The sequence below is a fragment of the Paenibacillus polymyxa genome, assembly GCF_018614975.1.
GTDB classification, from domain to species: Bacteria; Bacillota; Bacilli; order Paenibacillales; family Paenibacillaceae; genus Paenibacillus; species Paenibacillus polymyxa_E.
This window is the reverse complement of record NZ_JAGGNR010000011.1, coordinates 60,948-82,407: the sequence shown is the minus strand read 5'-3', so window position 1 is coordinate 82,407 and position 21,460 is coordinate 60,948. Positions and strand designations below refer to the sequence as shown.

The window sequence follows — 21,460 nt, the reverse complement described above, 5'->3', positions numbered from 1 at the left end:
GCGTTTGAATGGTTGAGAATTATATGTTTAGTTGGATGTTTCCTGTTCCTTAATCTAATACTATGGTATTCCCTTTCAGCTTCAATTAAAATGAATAATATGATTAAAACATGAACTATCTGGTCATAATTTTCAAATTGCAAGGAGTATGCCCATGCCGACAGATCAATCCTGCCAAGTTCTTACAGCAGGCTTTTCATTTCATCGTAAACCCTACGCTATGGTGCAGCCTGAAGGTGTGAAGAACTACCTGTTAAGACTGCAAACAGACGGACGTTGCCGTGCACGCATTGACGGGGACATGTCCCTGGTGGATGCGGGTGATCTGCTTCTTTTTGATCCTGACGAGCCTTATGAGCTGAGAATAGACAATGAAACCAACCCGATGGGAGAACGACTGGTGGAGAGTGGCGACTATCACATCTTCTTTAATGGCTCCTGGGTGGATGAATGGTGGAAGCGTCACAAACGGCCGACCCGGATCAAAGTCGAACTGACGGAAAGCCTCTTGGTCCTGTTTCGACAGCTCGTACTGGAGCAGCGCCGCATCTCCAATCCTTATCCGGAAATTTCAAGTTATTATATGCGAATTTTATGCCTTGAAGTGGATCGTCTGCTCGCGGAGCATCCCACGATAACCAACACCAATTATGTGGCTTATGAGATCAAGAACTACATTGAAGAAAACGCTTCCTCTTTATTCAAGCTGGATGATGTGGCAACACATATTGGCATCAGTGTCTCACGGGGTGTTCATCTCTTCAAAGAAGCGTTTGGCAAAAGCATCATGCAATACACGCTTGACGTACGGCTTAACATGGCCAGGGAACGGATTATTTTCAGTCTAATGACCCTGGAGCAAGTGTCTGAGTCTTCCGGCTTTAACAACTATACCTATTTCCATCGGGTATTCCGTTCCCGATTCGGCATGTCCCCGAAGGAATTCCGCGTCATTCACCGGGAACAGATGTAATCATACCAGTATACGTAAGTTGAACTTATTTGCGCGCGGCTATGGCCTCGGATACAACCATCGCCAGGTCTTCATTGCCAAACATGGACAACACGCCAAGTACCGTATCATCCGGGATCTCACCGGCTTCCTCCTTGGATACAATCAGCTTCTGCACCTGCTGCAAACGCTCGTTGCTCTGCTGATCCGGGTAGGCTTGCCGGTACAACTCTTCCGGGTCCAAACCATTATTAACACACCACTGGGCGAATACGAGGATCATCATCTCTTCTTCCTGTTTATAAGTTTCAATAACGGCTTCCTCGATCTGTTTATTACGTTCCTTTTCATATTCATCCATGACTTGTATTCCTCCGTATGTGTATTCTGCAATTATTTGCGAATCAATTGTTCCGCCAGTTCATGACTGTCCATAACATGACTTGCACTGATCAGGCAATCATCAGGTGAGTCCAGACAAGCCAGGAAATTGTCCACTGCTCCGCTAAAACCTCTGCGTGCTAACACGGTGTCCCAGCTACCGAACGTTTCTTTGGTTTCCAGACTCCCCTGTTCCATGCAGCTGATCGTGTCCATGTTCACCACTTCAACAGATCGTCCACCACCATGCAATTCGATCTTCTCCAGATCTGCCCCAGCTTCACGCACCATATCGAATCGACCGTAGGCTGTTCTGCCCAGCTTGGCCGTTCCGGTTGCATGCAGCAGTCTGTCCAGATCATTCTTCCGAATCCATTGATGAAGCAACTCCACATTATGATTCGAGTACCACAACATCAGATCCAGCATATGGATGAGATCATCATAGATGGTTTCTGCCGCAGGACGCTCCTGAATACCTGTACGATGTTTGGTCACTGTCAGGGATTCAAAACCCTTTCCACCCTGCATCCATTCTTTCGCTTTTTGGTACATCGGTGCGAATCTGCGGTTGAAGCCCACTGCCAGTAACAGCCCTTGCGCCTCGGCAAAAGCAGTCATCTCTTCCGACTCCCGAATCGTATAGGATAACGGCTTGTCTACGTACACGGCTAATCCCTGTTCCAGACATTGCATGACAATGTCAAAGTGCGCTTCCGTTGCTGTATGTACAAACACCGCATCCAGATCCCAGGACAACAGTTCTTTCAGATCCGTTGTTCCCCGTTCTAATCGATACGCCTCCTGAACGGCTTTGACCGGCTCCGGAGATCGGTTCATAATGCCTACAATCTCCACGTTGGGATGAGCTGTTAACAGCGGCAAATATACTTTACGTGCAATATCGCCGAGGCCGATAATTGCAACTCGTTTACGTTGGGTTGTTTCCATGATGATCATTCCACCTTCAGTTCGGTTCTATATTTCCACGTCCTATAGTGTAACCCTTCGGACAGCAACTTGCCAATGATTGCAGCAGACTTCGATCGAATTGTTCAGACAATGGGCGAACGTGGTAAACTTAGGAGGAACAGCAGTACAGATCGGGACACGACTAGACCTGCCTGATCTGAAAGGAGCGTTTGGGATTTTGCGAAAATGGTTATGGCTTCTGTTATATGTTTTACTTGCAGGAGTCACGTTTATTTACAGATATGATCTGCTGGCCTGGACCGATCTTCATCAGTCCATTCCGCTGTTACTCGCCATGGCAACATTGTTTGCTCTTGTGCCTGTAATTCCTTATAAGTTTGTTATTATCGCCTTTGGCTTCAGTTACGGTACCACCACGGCAGCCTGGATATGCTGGCTTGGCACCACAATGGCAGCCATGCTCGTTTATGGCGGAGCAAGAACAATCTTCAGACATCAGGCGAGATCGTACCTCGAACGCATTCGGGGTTTGAACCGTTTTACGACATGGATGGAAGCACATCCGTTCATGGGTGTCATGTCGATGCGGCTGCTTCCGATCGTGCCTCAGATGGCCGTTAATATCTATGCAGGTATAACGTATACACCATTCTGGGTTTTCATGGTCGCTACAGCCATTGGCAAAATGCCAGCGATTTTTGTTTTTGCCTATGCAGGTGCACAGGCTGAAACCTCCATCTGGCTGAGCCTGACCATCCTTGCCGGATATCTGGTGTTCATGGCCATTGTATTGCTCTTATTTCGCTTTCGGTCACGCAACAAAGCCTGAATTCAGAATTCGCAAACCGTTCAGATTCAGCTTGTTTTCATTCCGGCTTGGTTGGCTTGCCAATTCAGGATATAATAGAAGAGCAAGCCTAATGCTTGTGTAACAAGTTTTAATAAAACGGTAGATTGTTGGAGCTCGAACACGAGCGCTAAATCTTCATCAGAAATGGAGTGACTATAGCATGGAACAACATTCAAGTGAGTTAGCAACTTTTGCAGGCGGATGCTTCTGGTGTATGGTATCCCCCTTTGAAGAACTGCCCGGTATTCATAAGATCGTATCGGGTTATACAGGAGGACATACCGAGAATCCAACATATGAAGAGGTCTGCTCGGAGACAACAGGACATGTAGAGGCTGTGCAAATAACATTCGACCCTGCCATCTTCCCTTATAAGAAACTGGTTGAACTGTTCTGGCAGCAGATTGATCCTACGGATACAGGCGGGCAATTCCATGACCGTGGATCTTCGTATCAGACCGCCATCTTCTATCACAGTGAAGAGCAGCGCCAGATTGCGGAAGCTTCCAAAGCGGAGCTGGGACAAAGCGGGCGTTTTGACAAACCAATCTTCACGCCGATCTTGCCAGCCAAACCGTTCTATGAAGCGGAAGAACATCACCAGAATTATCACCGGAAGAACCCAGCCCACTACAAACGCTACAGCAAAGGTTCTGGACGCGTAGACTTCATCGAACGCAACTGGTCCGGTAACGTGGATAAAGACGGGCTGAAAGAGCGTCTGACGCCGCTTCAATATGAAGTTACCCAGAACAGCGCGACCGAGCCTGCATTCCATAACGAATTCTGGGATCACCACGGTGACGGTATCTATGTGGACATCGTATCCGGCGAGCCATTGTTCAGTTCTACCGACAAATACGATTCCGGTTGCGGCTGGCCGAGCTTCACACGTCCATTGCGTGACCACAACGTGAAGGAAAAAACCGATCTCAGCCACTTCATGATTCGTACCGAAGTGAGAAGTCGTGAGGGTGATTCCCATTTGGGTCACCTGTTCAACGATGGTCCTGCCGAAGCAGGTGGAATGCGTTATTGCATCAACTCTGCGGCACTTCGTTTTGTACCCAAAGAAGACTTGCAAAAGGAAGGATACGGTGAGTACGCCGTCCTTTTCCAATAAGTTATAATACAAAAAGAGCAGTGGGATGATCCCGCTGCTTTTTTTGTTGTACATTCCTTTTTTAAATAAACATGTAGGAGTCTCAATAGTCAAAGACTCACGTTACAGGGACCCTACTTGATCATGCTTTTTGTTATTTATAGGGATTGAGTTAAGGTCTATAATACTGCAACTTGCCCAACCGATAAGCTTACGCTCTCGTCATACATGATACTCACTCAGTACACGGGCGATCTGCTCCGTGATCCGGTTATACTGCTGATGAATGAAGAAGTGGTCACCCGGATAGACACTTACTGTACAACTCCCTTTCGTTACTTGGTTCCATGCATGCATGTGTTCCATGGGAATCAGGTCATCAGCCCCCGCAAGAACAGTTATATCTGTATTTAAAGGCTCTCTGGACCCTGCCCACTGGTAGCTCTCAACGATCTGCAGATCTGATCTGAGCAAGGGAACGAAGATCTCAGCTAATTCTTTATTCTTAAATACTTCTGGTGACATGCCGCCAAGTTGAAGCATTTCCTGTATAAACTTATCGTGAGGCAATGCATGTATCGCTTTTTTATGATTTTTTATATGTGGAGCCTTTCTCGCAGCCACAAAAAGATGCGCTGGATCTCTGCCCTGTTTATCCTTGATGTAATGAGCCAGTTCATAAGCAATAAGACTTCCCATGCTATATCCAAATAGAACAATCTTCTCCTCGAACAAGTGGGACGGAATAGATAAATAGGCATCCTCGACAGCCTGTTCCATGGATGTGTACAGGGGTTCGTTCATTCTTCGACCTCTCCCGGACAATTCAACCAGATGTAACTGAATATGAGAAGGAAGGTTATTACGCCAGCGATAATATACCATGGATGAACCTCCAGCATAAGGAAAGCAGATGAGATGTATGCAATTCATGACCTTCCTCCAATTTCCTAGTCTGCGGCCTGATGAGCAACTTCCGGATTCAATGTGTTCACTGGAGCAGTCTGCTCATTGCGAAATTGAATTCTCATACCTGGAAGGATACTCAAGATCATCACGGTAACCGAGATGATATAGACGATAAATAAGGATGTGTTATTCATGAGTACACCTGCCATGGAAGATCCGAGAAGCATGGCCCCCATGAATAATGGTGTGATGGTACCATTGACTCTCCCAATCAAGTGTTCATCAATCTGGGTAACTAAGTACGTCGAGATAATGACGTTGATAAAAGCCAGACTGATAGAGCTCAGGAAACTTATCACAAGAGTCAGCCAGAACCAACTGGATAACACTTCCCCCATCGTGGTTACAGCCAGACACAGCACCCCTACCATTAGAGTCAACGTTTGATTCAACTTGCCACTCAAAGCAGCAGCGATTCCCCCACCGATCAACAGACCTAATCCAGATACACCAGACAGGAACTGTAATGACGTCTGCTCAAGTCCCAAACGTTCAGTGATCAGAAATATTTCAAGTGGGCTGATCAGACCTGAAGAGAGTCCCACACAGACGAATACCAAACTAAGCATTTTTAATGAACGGGATTGCCCGACATACTGCCATCCCTCCTTGATATCCGCCAGTAATGAGGTGTCTGTTTCCCGCTGGGCGGAATCCTTCGGCAAAAACGTAAGAAGAATAGCGGAGGTTATGAACAGAATAAGTAAAGCATACATCGAAGTTTGAATCCCCATAACGGTATATATAAAAGTTCCGACGATAGGCCCGAGTATTAAGAAAAGAGATTGACCACTCTGTGTAATGGCAATTGCAGACTGCACATGCTCCTCCTCTACATTTCGCTTCACAATTTTCACGGATGATGGCTGTGAAAACTGACTAACGATAGAGGATACAAAAGTGGCGACATATAAAATCTGCCAATAACCAGAAGACAAGACAGCAATAATCATTACAATGGATAATGCACTGAGCATATCGCCCAGTATCATTGTACGTTTGGGATTCCAGCGATCAGCAAGTGCACCGCCAATAACGGAGAAAACGAAAATCGGAGCGTACTCAAGGACCGTTATAAGCGAGACCGCTATGGGATTGCCCTGAGTTTGATCCATCACATAATAGAGGATCGCCATATTCCGTATCCATATAGCCAGATTTTGCAGTAGATCAGACCCAGTGACGATAAGAAAAGCTTTATTCCTGAACAATGTGCTCATTCTCCATCTCCCTTTAAACCGACTGTCCGGTTTATTAATTTTCAAAAGAAAAACTGATTATACATCAGCTTTTCATTGTTGAAGTTGTTGGATGCCCACTAGCATACTGGCAATACCTTTTTTGTAGAGTCGTCTGATATCGGTCAGATCCTTTTCATAATAAAGTGTGCTTAATCCGTTAAAAAGACCGTTAATAATGTGCATTAAGTCCTGTGGATCTTCCGGTTTCAATTCGCCATCCTCAATCCCTCTAGAGATGATCCGCTCATAAGTCATATAAGGAATTCGGATCAGGGAAAGCATCTCATCCAGCATCTCTTGACTGACCACCTGACCTGAGACAAACTCGTTAATCGAATGATTGAGCGGATTCGCCAAATCATCAACATAATGATCTGCAAGACCATATAGTTTATCTACAGACGTCTCGTACTGATGTTCCTTTTCCAGCCATGAATCCATCCACTCTTCGTTATTGAGTTTGATGAGATACATGAAGAGTTCTTCCTTACTTTTGAAATGATAATATATACTGCCTTTACTTCGATTGTTGATTGTACATATGTCCTCCATGGAGGTTGCACTATATCCCTTTTGGGCAAATAACTCTTTGGTATTACGAGCAATATCTTTCTTGATCTGAGCAACATCTTTTCTCCGTTTGACTTCGATTGAAGACCCCTCCATCAAAAGACTGACCATTCAGTCTAATAGTATCACACCCAATTTTTTCCGTCAATGCACTTTATGTATGTACCCTCTTACATATCTCATATTTTCCTGAGATTTGCAAGAGGGTACATTATGAAAACTTAAATTATTATCAATTTATTTATTTTTATCTTCATCTTCTTCTTCTTTGAAAGCGTCGCTTAATTCCTGTCTAATCGTCTCGGGCAGTTTCTCTGTTTCTTCCACCAATTCATTGATCTCTTCGGGTACTTCCTCGTCCCTTACAACTCCGAATTTGAAAAATTTGCTCATGTTTTTCTCCTCCTATGAATGGTTTATACTAGTGTATCACAGAATCTTTCCAATGGTTCATCTGATTCAGATGATCAATAAGAATATGAGGCTCCTCCACAATATGTTCGAATAACCTCAGATACTGATTGGTAAACTGCTCCATTTCCTCCCGGGTGAAACTTGCCACCCGATAGTCAAAGTGGATACTGAAATGTTCTCCAACTTTCTGAGCTGTAACATAGATCTCATACTCACTGAACTTCCATTCATACTTGAATGGAGTAATCTGAATTTCAGAATTTTCTACAGAGCGCTGAGCAAAATTGTTGAGGTTAAACATGGTATCAAACAGCAAATCCCCATCGGGTGCAGAAGAGAAACCTGCATCTTCCATCATTTTTTCAAATGGATAATCCTGATGATCAAATGCATCTATTTGGTTAGCCTGGAGCTTAAGAAGATATTGGTGATACGTATCACCTGTTGATATTATATTTCGCAAGGGAATTGAATTAATAAACAAACCAACCATGTCCTGCAATTCAGGTCTTCTTCTGCCAAATGCATACGTTCCTACAATCAGGTCCGTTCTCTCCGTCTTCTGATGCAACGTAAGCAAATATACCGAAAATAAAATAGCGTAGTCCGTTAAGCTTGAATCATGGAGCTTTTCTCTAAGTTGCACGAGATGGCTTGCAGGCAGCTTCACAACTATCTGATCGCCCACATAAGAAATGATGTCCTTGTCACTTACACGTTCGCTACTTATCGTAAAAGGTTGGTAGCCGCGAAGTACTTCCTTCCAGAAGATTTGGGATTCTGCATATCCTCCCCGAGCAAGCCTGTCTTTTTGCCAAACAGCATAATCTTTATATTGTAACTGGACAAGCGGAAGCGTTATCCCCTGATAAAGCTGAATCAACTCGTGCATCAGAATGCCTACGGATGTACCATCCGATATGGCGTGATGCATATCCATCAGAAGCACATGCTCCTCTTCTCCCATATGGAGAAGCTTCGCACGAAGAAGTGGTGCCCGTGCTGTATTGAACGGTTGAATAAAAGATTCCATGATACGTATTCTGTCTGACTCTGACTCAACGTTCTCTTGAATCAGGTCAAAAGGAGTCCTTTGGTGAATACACTGAACCACTTGTCCTCCCTCGTTGTGCAATGAGGTACGCAGAGCTTCATGGCGTTCAATTAAGGCCCTAAAACTATTCTCCAGCTGCTTCGCCTGAAGTCTTCCCTTGATATGGAATGCCATTGGCATATTCCAATGATTATTGCCCTCGCTTGCTTCGTAACCGTAAGCTTGATAAGGCGTTGCAGGATAGGTGCTCTGTTCAAGTGCAGGCTGAATAGGTTCATATTCGTCATGATAAAGGGCTGCTCCTTGCTGCTGGATATAAGCGGCCAACAACTTTATCGTCGGATACTTAAATACATCCTGCAGATCTATCCGGATATGAAGCTGCTCTTGGATAAGTGTATTTAACATCATGGCTTTCAGTGAATGTCCACCGTGTTCAAAGAAATGATCCTCTGTACCTGCACGTTCAATGCCAAGTACCTCTGCCCAGATCAATGCCAAATCCTGTTCAAGCGTATTTTTGGGGGCACAATAGCCACTCGTCAGTTGATTGACTGGCTCTGGCAGGGCTCTTCGATCTATTTTTCCATTGGAGTTGCGCGGCAGATTATTCAGAAACTCAAATCTAGACGGGATCATATACTGTGGAAGCATTGAACTTAACTCTTGCCTGATATGAGCCAGCTGTTCCTGTGCAGCCTGTTCTTCCCATTGCAGTACAACATAGGCTACAAGATAGGAATGGCCTTGTTTGTCCCGTTTGGGAACAACTACAGCCTCCCTCACTTCAGTTAGGGATATCAAGTGATCCTCGATTTCTGGAAGTTCAATGCGATTGCCACGAATTTTGAATTGCTGATCCAGGCGATCCAAATATTCCAGATTTCCATCAGGCAACCATCTGACCAAATCGCCAGTGCGATAAATGATCTCTCCAGGTGTAATAACACTTTCAATGAATCGTTCTGATGTCTGCGCAGGCTGATTGAGATATCCCAAGGCCAGGCCATCTCCACCAACATAGAGTTCCCCTGGAACACCAATCGGCTGTCTTTGTCCCCAACGGTTAAGCACGTAGACTTTGGTATTGTGAACCGGACGCCCAATAGGTACATTCCGTCTATCTCTCAGCGTTTCATCCACAGTATAGGTTGCAGCAAAAACGGTCGTCTCTGTAGGTCCGTAGCCGTTAGCCAATCGGTGTGGACCCAGATAATCCAGAGCCTTTAGAACATGACTTCGAGAGGCTGCTTCGCCGCCAAAAAACAGTTTGCGAACATGTGTCAGACTGGTCACATCATAATCCACAAGGGTATTGAACAGTGCAGCCGTCATAAAAGCAGAGGAAATCCGCTCTTCTTTCAGCGTTCTGGCAAGTTCAGCTGTGTGTACAACGTCCTCCCTGGGAATCAGCACCAGAACAGCCCCATTAAGCAATGCGCCAAATATTTCATAGGTTGATCCATCGAATGCATAGTTGGACAACTGCAAAACCCGATCTTCCGGCCCCATATCCATGAACCCATTATTCACACTTGTTCTCATGATATTCCGATGCGTGGTGACGACTCCTTTGGGTGCACCAGTTGATCCAGAAGTGTACATGACATAGGCAGGTGAATCAGCCGTCCACGTTTGAACCCGGTTAGATACAACCTCTTCCTTGGCCATCTCATCCCATAAGCGTTCGTCTAGCAATATCGTTTGACCCTGAAAATCATGTACGCCCAGATTAACTTCAGATATCAATAGTTGGGCTTGGCTATCTCTCAGCATGTAGGCTAACCTGTCTTCCGGGAAAGTCGGATCAAGCGGTACATATGCAGCTCCCACCTTCAAAATCCCCATAATGGATACGATCATGCCTATAGAGCGATTAGCCAGTAACCCTACCACTCCACCCGATGCGATTCCCTTCAGTCGGAGTATCTCTGCAAGCTGATTGGCCCTTATCTCCAACTCTCCATAGGTTATCTCCTCCGTACCCATCACAACGGATGGTCGATCCCCATATTGCAGCACTTGCTTTTCAAACCTTTGTGATATCGTTTCTTCCCTCGGGTAATCTACGATCTCTCCTTCGAGACTCGCCAGGTGCAGCCTTTCCTCCGGAGTACACAACTCAATCTTCATGATTTGCTCATAAGGGCGAATCACCATTTGCTGCAAAATATGTTCATAATGATGCATCATGCGTTCAATCGTTTCCGAAGAGAACAGATTTTCATTATATTCAACGGTTAGGCTCAAGCCTTCAGCGTGTTCAACACTTCCCCATGTCATATCAAACTTGGGCTCACTCGAGCCAGAAGGTATCTGACGTATGGAGATCGAACTCGCTTCAGGTGATGAGTGCTCCATGTTCTGCAACACAAACATCGTATCAAATAGCGGATGACGGTTCAGTTCTCTGGGCAATGCCAATTGTTCAATTAACTCCTCAAGAGCATACATCCCATGTTCGTATCCCTGCAGCAACAGGTTGTGAACCTGTTGAATGTATCTCTGTACTTCGATCTCTCCCTCGGGCCTCAATCTCAATGCCAAAGTATTCACGAACATGCCAACCACGGATGCAGTATCTGCATGTTCCCGCCCGGCTGTAGGTACACCGATGACGATATCCTCCTGTCCGGCATATTTGGACAACAGGATGGAATAGCCCGCCATCATTACCGTATACAATGTTGTTTTGTTCTCTTCTGCCTGCATCTGCAGCTGTTCAGTCAGCTCTGCTTCAAGCCGCATCTCTACTCGCGCCCCAGTTGGTCTATCCGTTCTGCCATAAGAATTGTCATAAGGAAGATTTAGCACCGAGAGTTCACCTTGGAATTGATTCAGCCAGTACTCCCCACTGCTTCGATAGCTTTCCGCGTGCTTCTGTTCCTGTTCCCAGACAGCATACTCCTTGTACTGAACAGGAAGCGGCTCAAACTTTTGTTGTTCATACAACTGAAACAGTTCACTGAAGATAATACCGGTCGATGTACCATCAGAAACAATATGGTGAGTATCCACAACCAGAATATGTTTATTTGCTGAAGTACTTAACAAGCCTGCACGAATAAGCGACTTGTGATCTCTCAGATCAAAGGGGCGAATGAACGAATGAACGTACGTCTTTGTATCAGCAATAGCTGTTTCCTTCCGTTCAACCAATGTACGCTCCATCCTCCACTCCAAGTCTTCTGCAGGCCATATACGCTGTCTGAGATCCCCTTGAACAAGTTCAAAAGACGTACGCAAAGATTCATGTCTATGGATCAGGGAGACAAAAGCTTCCTCGAGTCGCTCAGTAGAGAGTTCACCTTCAATTTCAAATATCATTGGCATATTGTAGCTGGTACTTTGCTGATCCATATGCTGAAGGAAAAATAGTCTCTTCTGAGCCGACGAAGCAGGATAGGTATCTTGAACCGTCACAGGTTGCAGCGATGCATAACGATGGGTCCCTCTAGCTTTTTGAATAAACTTGGATTGATCCAGCACGGAAGTGTAGGTAAACACATCCTGTACCGTCAACTTTACATCAAAAGCTTTATGGATCTGGGCAATAAGAGACATAGCCTTGAGAGAATGTCCTCCAAGTTCAAAGAAATGATCGTAAATGCCTACTCTTGATAACCCCAGAACATTGGTCCAAATTTCGGCCAGTTCAGCTTCGAGCGGATTGGTTGGTGCAACATAACTCTCGGTTAACAGGGGTTGTGGATTCGGAAGCATTCTCTTATCCACTTTGCCATTGCTGGTGAGCGGAAAAGAGTCAAGCAAGGTGTATGTGGAAGGCACCATATAATCTGGAAGATCGTGAACCAACTGTTCCCGAATAATACCCGCCAGCCTAGGCTCAGATGTCGAATGAGGAACGATATATGCTGAGAGAAAGGAGTGCCCTTGCTCATCCCGTCCAGATGTTACCATCGCCTCTTTAACTTCCGGTAATACAAGAAGCCTGCTTTCGACCTCTGTCAGCTCCACTCGATTGCCACGAATTTTGACCTGCTGATCCAAACGATCCAGGAATTCCAAGTTTCCATCAGGTAACCACTTCACCAAATCTCCTGTACGATAGAGTCTTGTTCCTGACTTCAGCGGATTCTTACCAAATCGCTCTTCCGTCAATGCTGGTTGATTCAAATAACCTAGTGCCAGTCCTTCTCCCCCGATATAGAGTTCTCCGGGTACCCCAATCGGCTGTCTCTTTCCCCACGGATTAAGCACATATACCTGTGTATTGTGAACTGGGCAGCCTATAGGCACATTGCTTCTGTCCTGCATACTCTCGTCCACAGAGAATGTTGTTGCAAAAACAGTCGTTTCCGTTGGGCCGTAACAATTAATAATGCGATGGGGACCAAGATAACCCAGTGCCTTCAGGACATGTTTTCTGGAACCGGGCTCCCCACCAAAAAACAGTCTTCGCACATGTTTCAGACAACTCAAGTCGTAATCTACCAGCGTATTAAACAGAGCCGTCGTCATAAAGACAGTTGTAATCCGCTGTTCATCCAATGTACGGGCCAGTTCTGTAATATGCAGCATGTCCTCTCTGGAAATCAAGATAAGCGCGGAACCATTCAGCAAAGCACCGAAAATGTCATAAGTCGATCCGTCAAAAGCATAATTGGACAACTGCAGCACCCGGTCCGCAGGCATCATGTCAATGAACCCATTCCGGATACTGGTCTTCATAATGTTACGATGTGTGGTTACAACTCCTTTTGGCTTCCCGGTTGAACCCGATGTATACATCACATAAGCTGCATGATCCGGTTGGGATTTTTGATCCCGCTCGAACTCTTCATTAAAAGGTCCACTCCAGCTCTGTTCATTCAACACCATTGTTTTCCCAGAAAATCCGTGAACAGCATGACCTTGTTCAGCAATGAGCAATTGTGCCTGGCTATCTTCAAGCATGAAGGCCATGCGCTCTTGTGGAAAGCCCGGATCAAGTGGAACGTATGTGGCTCCGGATTTTAGAATGCCGAGAATGGACACGATCATTCCCATGGAGCGATCCGTTAACAATCCGACTCTGTCTCCCGGACGAACCCCTTCCTGTTTTAACGTTTCAGCCATCCGTTTAACATTCATCCCCAACTCACTATAAGTCATGCTCATGGATCCCATGATCAACGCAGCACGATCTCCGTGCTGTCTCACTTGTTTTTCAAACCGCACTGGTATTGTTTCTTCCCTTGGATATTCAACAACCTGTCCTTCATGCTTCTCCAAGTACAAGCTTTCCTCCAATGTACATAATTCAATGTCTTTTAGACTCAGATTGGGATCATTGACCATCTGTTCAAGAATGTGTGCATAATGGGAAGACAATTGTAGGATCCTGGCATGGGAAAATAAGTCGGTATTGTATTCAATCGTCATGGAGATGTCTTCTTTCAACTCATGTCCAGCCCAAGTCATCTCAAACTTGGATCGCCCTGTTGTTGTCTCCATCTGATCAATAGTTAGCTGATTCGCCTTTAGCTGAGCCATGTTCATGTTCTGTAGTACAAATAACGTTTCAAATAGGGGATGGCGACTCGGCTCCCTGACCATTTGCAGATGATCCAGCAGCTCTTCAAGTGGGTACAGCGCATAATTGGAGCAATCCAGTACACGTTGCTTCAATGAAGCCATGTACCCTGCAACCGTAAGTTCCGGCTTGATTTCGCTGCGCAAGGGCAACGTTTTAACAAACATCCCTACCATGGAAGCCGTTTCGGCATGATCTCTGCCTGCGATCGGTGTACCCACAATGATATCTTCCTGTCCGCTATATTTGGATAGCAGAATGTAATATGCGGCTAACAGCAGTACATACAAGGTTGTATCCTGGCTCGCCGCGAGATCGGTCAGGCGCTTGGCAAGAACGTCACCCAGCAGGAATGTATGCTGCGCTCCTTCATAGCGTTGTACTCGTGGACGCACATTCTCCAGAGGGAAGTCCAATATTGGCAGCTCTCCCTCATACAATCGATGCCAATAATCACGAGCAGCACTGTAGGCTTCTGTTGATTGCTGTAGCTGCTCATAGGCAGCGTAATCTTTATACTGTTTTTGCAGAAGTGGCAGCTCTTCATCTTCATATATTCTGAATAATTCATCGTACATTATCGCTGTTGATATTCCATCCGAAACGATATGGTGAACATCCAGCAATAATAGATGCTGCATATCCGATTGCTTGCGGACATAAGCTCTAAACAAGCTTGGAGCTGACAAATCAAAAGGAATAATACATGACGCAACCCATGACGCCTCGTCATGATCTATAGCCCCGTATTGCGATGTGGCATCATTTACTTCTGTCATATCAAGTTTCCAGTCCAGTTCGTCCAGCGCGTGTACCTGTTGTCTAACCTCATCATCTTCCACCAAGAAAGAGGTTCGTAAGGACTCATGGCGCTCAATCAGCTGAATTAGAGCGTTTTCGAGTCGTTCAATATTCAGATGACCTTCGATTCGTAATACCATGGGCATATTATAACTGGTACCCATATTTTCATTTTGCTGAATGATATACAATCTTCTCTGAGCAGAAGTCACATTATAACTTGTATCCTGATTCACAGTTGGCAGGGAAACATGCCTGTGAAGCTTGTAATTGCCCTGGATAAGCATCGCCTGCTCCCGGATGGTAGGATGGCTGAAGATATCCTGAAGGCTTAGTTTAACATCAAACATCTGGTGTATTTTGGCTACCATGGTCATCGCTTTAAGCGAGTGTCCTCCAAGATCCAGAAATGATTCCAGCATGCCCGGAGAATCCTTCCCGAGAACTTCGGACCAGATATGCTGCAACTGCTCTTCATACGGATTCTCAGGCTGTATGACTTCCGCCGTATTCCATTTAGACGAAGGCTTGGGAAGAGCAGCATGATCCACCTTACCATTGGATGTCATCGGTATGGTGTCCACAATAAGAATAAAAGCAGGAATCATATATTCCGGAAGTGACTGTCTTAATTCATCCTTCCACTTAGAAACCAGATCGGAGCTGTCCATCTGCTTCGTAGCAAGATCTTCGGGCACTACATATGCACATAGGAGGGAACCTTCGCCGCGCTCCTCTTTGCGTGCAATTAACACTGCTTCATTCACGGTGGGAATTTCTTTCAATCTGGTTTCAATCTCACCAAGTTCTATCCGGTTGCCCCGAATTTTGATCTGATTGTCCATTCTTGCCAAGTACTCCAGTTGGCCATCCTCTCTCCAAACCACCAAATCTCCTGTCCGATATATCGTTTCTCCAGGGATAAATGGATCTGGAACAAAGCGTTCTTCCGTCAAACCAGGCTGGTTCAGATATCCCTTCGATACACCTTCGCCCCCGATGTACAGCTCGCCTGGAACCCCTATCGGCTGCAGTTGGTTCCAGCGATTAAGCACATATAGTCGTGTATTGTGTATCGGCCTTCCGATGGGAACCCGAACATGTTGACGCAAACTGCTTTCAACCGAATATGTGGCAGCAAAAACAGTGGTTTCTGTCGGTCCGTACCCATTCACAACACGATGCTCACCCAAGTAATCCAGTGCTTTCAGTACATGTTTAATCGATGCGCTCTCTCCACCAAAGAATAGTTTTCTCACATGCTTGAAGCATGTAACGTCATAGTCGACCATCGTATTGAACAATGTCGTCGTCATAAAGGCCGACGTAATTCGTTGTTCATCCATCGTTCTGGCCAGTTCGGCAGCATCGAGTAAAGTATGTTTGGCGATTAATATGAGTGATGCACCATTTAATAGTGCCCCAAAAATCTCATAGGTTGAGCCATCGAATGCATAATTGGATACTTGAAGTACCCGATCGGCAGGGGATAGTTCACTGAAGCCATTGTGAATGACTGTCTTAATAATATTTCGATGACTGGTTATAACCCCTTTGGGCTTACCGGTCGAGCCCGAAGTGTACATCATATACGCTGTTGCTTCCGGTGGGATTGCTGGCAACTTCCAATTTCCGAACTGTTGCTTCGTCCTTGCTGCCTCTTGAAGTATTGCATCAAGTGACAACTGATGTGTTGTACATCCAGCCATAGTTAATTCATTGGCTGTGATCAGCCAATTGGCCTTGCTGTCTTCCATAATGAAACGCTTGCGTTCTTCGGGAAAGGAAGGATCAATAGGAATATACATAGCACCTGTCTTGAGAATCCCAAAAATAGCTATGATCATTCCCAGAGAACGATCGGTCAACAGACCTGCAACATCTCCTTGCTTCATTCCTTTTTCCATCAGTACCCGTGCAAATTGATCTGTCACTTCGTTGAATTCCTTGTATGTCAAGCTCTGATATTTATCCATGACCGCAATCTGATCAGGAGTTCGGGCAGCCTGCTCCTCAATTGCTGACGAAATACTGGATTGACGTGGATATTCTGCCTGAGTTTCATTGCAAGCAAGCATAGCGGATTGCTCATCGTTCGTTAACAAATGGATTTCCTTCAGCCTCATGTAGCGGGCATCACCCATTTGTACAAGTATGTTTTTGAAGTGATCAATCATCTTCTGAATGGTTGACTTTTTGTAGATGGAGGAAGCATACTCCACTGTCCAGTTCAATCCATGGCGATCCTCTTGGCATCCCCATGTCATATCAAATTTGGCATGATTCCAGTCCCACTCTGCTACAGTAAATGTAGTTCCCGTCAGTTGGATTGGGTGAATATCCATATTTTGCAGTACAAAAAGGGTATCGAACAACGGATGCCGGCTAAGATCCCTTGACAGTTGAAGATGCTCAAGCAGGTCCTCCAGTGGGAACTCTCCATGCTCTTGCGCCTCAACAAAATTGGACTTCACCCGACCTATGAATTCATCCACTGTGAGTTCACCTGGCACCTGATTACGCAGGGCCAGCGTATTGACGAACATGCCCACCATAGGCTGAACATCTTCGTGATATCTTCCGGCAGTGGGTGAACCGACCACAATATCCTCTTCTCCGGTATATTTGGATAACATGATATTATAGGCGGCCAGCAAGACAACATATAGTGTGGTTTTATGCTTAGCAGCAAGACTTTTTAGGCGATCGGCGAGCTCAGATTCAAGTTGAAATGAGATCGAATGCCCCTCATAAGATCGAACGGAAGGCCTGATATAATCAGGTACAATCTCTGTACTCGGAAGTTCACCTTCGAATTGAGCACACCAGTATTTCCGATTATCCTCATATCTCTGACTTGTTCGCTCATTCTGTTCGTATACGGAGTAGTCTTTATAGTGTAGGTTTACGGGTGATAGCTCTTCGCCCTCGTATAATTGGGTCAATTCTTTATAAATGATTCCGGTGGATACACCATCAGATACGATGTGATGAATATCAATGAACAAGAGACTTCGATCGGATGTTATTTCAGCAAGGGCTGCACGGATCAACGGACCGGTTGAAAGATCAAATGGCTGTACAAATGTCTCAAGACGTGAGGCAATCATCGTTTTTTGGTCATACAGATTATCGGTGCTGAGATACGCACCCTCTTGTTGCTCTTGCATCTCATAGTTGATTAGACCCCAGGTTAGTTCCGCGGGTTCCAGAATATGTTGCCGCAAGTGTTCACCAGACCAGATGAAACGCGTTCTTAGAACCTCGTGCCGTTGTATAAGCTGTATGAAGGCCTTCTCAAGCTTATCCCGGTTAAGCTTACCTTCAATCTCCAGGACCATCGGCATATTGTAGCTGGTCTCCATTGGAGCCAGCTGTTGTGCAATGTAGACTCTTTTTTGCGATGCGGATACCGGGTACGATTCTTGTACTCCCGCGGCAGGGATAGCCTTATATACACTTTTGCGAGAATTTTCAATGCATACAGACATGTCCCGCAGTACTGCTGCACGGAACACTTCATGCAAGGAAAGTTTTACGTCCATCTCCTTATGTATTTTGGCTACCAGCATCATAGCTTTTAACGAGTGCCCCCCAAGTTCAAAAAAGTGATCCCCGGCACCTGGTTTAATGCCCAATACATCTTCCCAGATCTGAGCCAGCTTCTGTTCGGTATCTCCAGACAGTGGCTGATTTTTGGGTTGACCCATCACCTTTGGAATAGGAAGGTTTTTCCGATCGATTTTGCCATTAGAATTAAGCGGAAATGCACGAAGAATCTGGAATTCAGCAGGAATCATATATTCTGGTAAGCGGGCTTTCAACGCCAACTTCCAATCCTGAATTTGCTGATTCTGCTCCACATGAGCATCTGCATATTGAACAGGGATGATATATGCACTTAAGTTGGAACTCCCCTGCCCATCCCGCCATGTTGTAACAAGAACATCTTCCACTCCGGAAAGAGCCCTCATCTTCTCCTGCACCTCTCCCAGCTCAATGCGGTGACCCCTGATTTTGACCTGATGATCCTTACGGTCTACAAACTCCAAATTTCCATCAGGCAGACGTTTAACCAAATCCCCAGTTTTATACATTTTCTCATTCGGAGCATATGGGTTATCCACAAAGCGTTCCAGCATCAATTCTGGAGCATTCAGGTAACTGGCCAACCCTTCACCGCCAATGTATAATTCTCCAGTCACACCAATAGGCATCGGATTACGTTTGGAGTTCATGACATAAGCAGTTGTGTTGTGGATTGGTTTGCCTATGGGTACGAGATCAGGCTGCGTAATCGGATAATATGTCGCATACACCGTCGTTTCTGTCGGCCCATACATGTGCAATAATCGTTCTGGTCCCAAGACAGCAAATGCTTTGTTCAGATGCCTGATTGAAGCTTTCTCACCGCCAAACAAAAGATGCCTTACCTTGCTGAAACAGCTCGGGTTCCAATCCACCATCGTGTTAAATAGCGCAGTTGTCATAAAAGCGACCGTAACCTTTTCCTTGATGAACATATCGGCAAGCGAAGCTACATTCTGCATCTGTTCTTCAGTAGTCAGTACAAGCGTCGAGCCATTCAACAATGCCCCGTATATATCGAAGGTAGCCCCATCAAAAGCATAATTCGAAATTTGCAGAATCCGGTCTTTGGAGTTCAGTTCCACATAACCATTATTTCGCACAGTCTTGATGATATTTTGATGAGTTGCAACCACACCCTTAGGTTTTCCAGTCGAACCTGAAGTATAGATAATGTACGCGGCATCCCGTGGACCCGAAAGAAAATCAATCTCATGGTGATTGTTCGGTTTGAATGAACGTTCATGCATCATCAACATATCCAAGGTTAAGATATGTCCCTCATAGTTGGGCAATTCTAATTCAGTGAAACGAAGCAGGGATCGTGCGCCACTATCGTGAAGCATATGGGTCAATCTATCGGCCGGAAATGTGGGGTCAAGTGGAATATAGGCAGCGCCAGCCCGAATAATAGCCAACATGCCTGCAATCATCTCCATGGATTTCCGGGCAACCAGACCTACCTTGTCTCCTGGCTTTATGCCATGCCATTGTATAGCTTTGGCCCAATCTTCAACCAGAGCATGGAGTTCTGCATAAGTCCACGTCTGGTAAGCTAATTGAATCGCTGGATGATCAGGATATAACTCCACCTGTCGAATAAATAATTCTGAAATGGACTGGTTCCTCGGATAGTCTGCTGTGGTCTCGTTCCCTATCGCCAACATATTGTTTTCTTCCGGGGTCAGGATACGAATATCTGAAACACCTATCTCAGGTTCTCGCGCGATTATTAGACAGGCTTGTTTCAGGTGTATAAACAATCGCTCGATAAAAGAACCCGAATATACCTGCTGGTTGTAATTGATCTTGACCCGAATCTCCTCACCTGGACCTATGGAAATGTTCAGATCATAATTGGTATGTTCATAGGCTTCAATGGAAGTAATATCAAATCCCAGTTCGAACTGTTTGGTATCAAACATGCTGGCACTGGACGGGTAGTTTTCATACACCATGATATGATTAAAAAGCTGACCATTCTGACCCGCTTCCGCCTGCACTTCAGCGAGAGACAGATAGCTAAACTCCTCGGACAAAATGGCATTTTGATGTGTCTCTTTCAGTAATTGGGCAAATGACTGTTTCTCATTCTTCGACGTTATTCTTACGGGTACAGCGTTAATGAACAAACCTACAATTTTCTCCACATTCGGTATGGCAGCCGACCTTCCAGACACTACGGTTCCAAATACCACATCGTCAGAATTGCTGTAGTATTGAAGTACTACTCCCCATAATGTCTGAAAAAGACTGCTCATCGTGACCTGATATTTACGGCTAACATCCATTAATTGATCTGTCAGCCCCTTGCCCAAATTAAACGTAATCTCCTGAATCGACGGTGGTTCCGCTGAATCCGAAGCTATTTCCGCAGGGAAGTCCGCTCCGATCTCATAACCAGCGAGATAATTCTTCCAATAGGTTCTGGCTTCCGACTCCTGCTGTTCACCCAACCATTTAATATACCGTTTATAGGGAATAACACGATCAAGTTGTGCAGGTGTTCCGTGAATCTCCTGTTTGTAGAGGGAGAACCATTCCTGAAAAATGATACCCAGGCACCATCCATCAATAAGAATATGATGATTGCTCCAGATCAGCGTATATGCCGCCGGGCCGGTTTGGATCATTTGCAAGCGTAGCAGGATATCTTTGGACAAATCAAAAGACCGCTGGCGATCTTCTTCCGCTATCTGCCGGATCATCTTCCGTTGCTCGATAGGATCAGGCTCAGTCAATTGAATGTATTCCAATTTAACTTTTCTGTTTCGCAACACGATTTGTCTCGGCTTGTTGATTTTGTCGTGAATAAAGATCGTCCGCAGCGTATCATATCTCTCGATAACTTTGTTCATGGAGCGTTCCAATGCCTTAACATCGACGAACCCATCAATCGTAAAAGTCATTTGCTCGAAATATACGTCTCCCTGGTCGTAAAGCGAATGAAACAGCAGTGCTTCTTGCATTGGAGATAATGGATAAATATCAGCAATTTCCGGTTTGTTCATCATCCCTTATGTCCTCCCCTTAAATCTATAGATAGCCGAAGGAGCCCCGGAGATCCCC

The 21,460-nt window shown here is 45.3% G+C and carries 10 protein-coding genes; 3 read left to right on the top strand and 7 right to left on the bottom strand.

Annotation, left to right across the window (positions count from 1 at the left end; genetic code table 11):
* The first annotated feature begins 154 nt into the window (after positions 1 to 154).
* A complete protein-coding gene (locus J7E78_RS08905) occupies positions 155 to 973 on the top strand; it encodes an AraC family transcriptional regulator (RefSeq protein WP_215075879.1) in 819 nt (272 codons plus the stop codon).
* Positions 974 to 998: 25 nt separating this feature from the next.
* Here the strand turns inward: J7E78_RS08905 and J7E78_RS08900 are convergent, their stop codons facing one another.
* Positions 999 to 1,313, bottom strand: a complete 315-nt coding sequence (locus J7E78_RS08900) for a hypothetical protein (RefSeq protein ID WP_215075878.1) — start codon at positions 1,311 to 1,313, stop codon at positions 999 to 1,001.
* Positions 1,314 to 1,345: 32 nt separating this feature from the next.
* Positions 1,346 to 2,284: a Gfo/Idh/MocA family protein gene (locus tag J7E78_RS08895; RefSeq protein ID WP_215075877.1), complete on the bottom strand. Its 939-nt coding sequence runs from the start codon at positions 2,282 to 2,284 to the stop codon at positions 1,346 to 1,348.
* 199 nt (positions 2,285 to 2,483) lie between these two features.
* Here J7E78_RS08895 and J7E78_RS08890 point away from each other — a divergent pair, with 199 nt between their 5' ends.
* Both J7E78_RS08890 and msrA read left to right on the top strand, forming a co-directional pair.
* Complete coding sequence (locus J7E78_RS08890; protein ID WP_215075876.1) at positions 2,484 to 3,095, top strand: TVP38/TMEM64 family protein; 612 nt, start codon at positions 2,484 to 2,486, stop codon at positions 3,093 to 3,095.
* A 181-nt stretch (positions 3,096 to 3,276) separates the two neighbouring features.
* The gene (gene msrA / locus J7E78_RS08885) at positions 3,277 to 4,239 is read left to right on the top strand and encodes a peptide-methionine (S)-S-oxide reductase MsrA (protein WP_091028748.1); all 963 of its coding nucleotides are present in this window, start codon (positions 3,277 to 3,279) and stop codon (positions 4,237 to 4,239) included.
* 201 nt (positions 4,240 to 4,440) lie between these two features.
* Here msrA and J7E78_RS08880 read toward each other — a convergent pair whose 3' ends face one another.
* From J7E78_RS08880 to J7E78_RS08860, 5 genes are all read right to left on the bottom strand, one after another.
* Positions 4,441 to 5,151: a thioesterase II family protein gene (locus J7E78_RS08880; RefSeq protein WP_215075875.1), complete on the bottom strand. Its 711-nt coding sequence runs from the start codon at positions 5,149 to 5,151 to the stop codon at positions 4,441 to 4,443.
* 17 nt (positions 5,152 to 5,168) lie between these two features.
* Positions 5,169 to 6,407, bottom strand: coding sequence for an MFS transporter (locus tag J7E78_RS08875; protein ID WP_215075874.1), 1,239 nt, complete (start codon positions 6,405 to 6,407; stop codon positions 5,169 to 5,171).
* 72 nt (positions 6,408 to 6,479) lie between these two features.
* Positions 6,480 to 7,094, bottom strand: a complete 615-nt coding sequence (locus J7E78_RS08870) for a TetR/AcrR family transcriptional regulator (protein ID WP_215075873.1) — start codon at positions 7,092 to 7,094, stop codon at positions 6,480 to 6,482.
* Positions 7,095 to 7,235: 141 nt separating this feature from the next.
* Positions 7,236 to 7,391 (bottom strand): hypothetical protein, encoded by a 156-nt coding sequence (locus J7E78_RS08865; RefSeq protein WP_215075872.1) that lies wholly within the window; start codon positions 7,389 to 7,391, stop codon positions 7,236 to 7,238.
* Between the two features lie 28 nt (positions 7,392 to 7,419).
* Complete coding sequence (locus tag J7E78_RS08860) at positions 7,420 to 21,405, bottom strand: non-ribosomal peptide synthetase (protein WP_215075871.1); 13,986 nt, start codon at positions 21,403 to 21,405, stop codon at positions 7,420 to 7,422.
* Between the last annotated feature and the right edge of the window lie 55 nt (positions 21,406 to 21,460).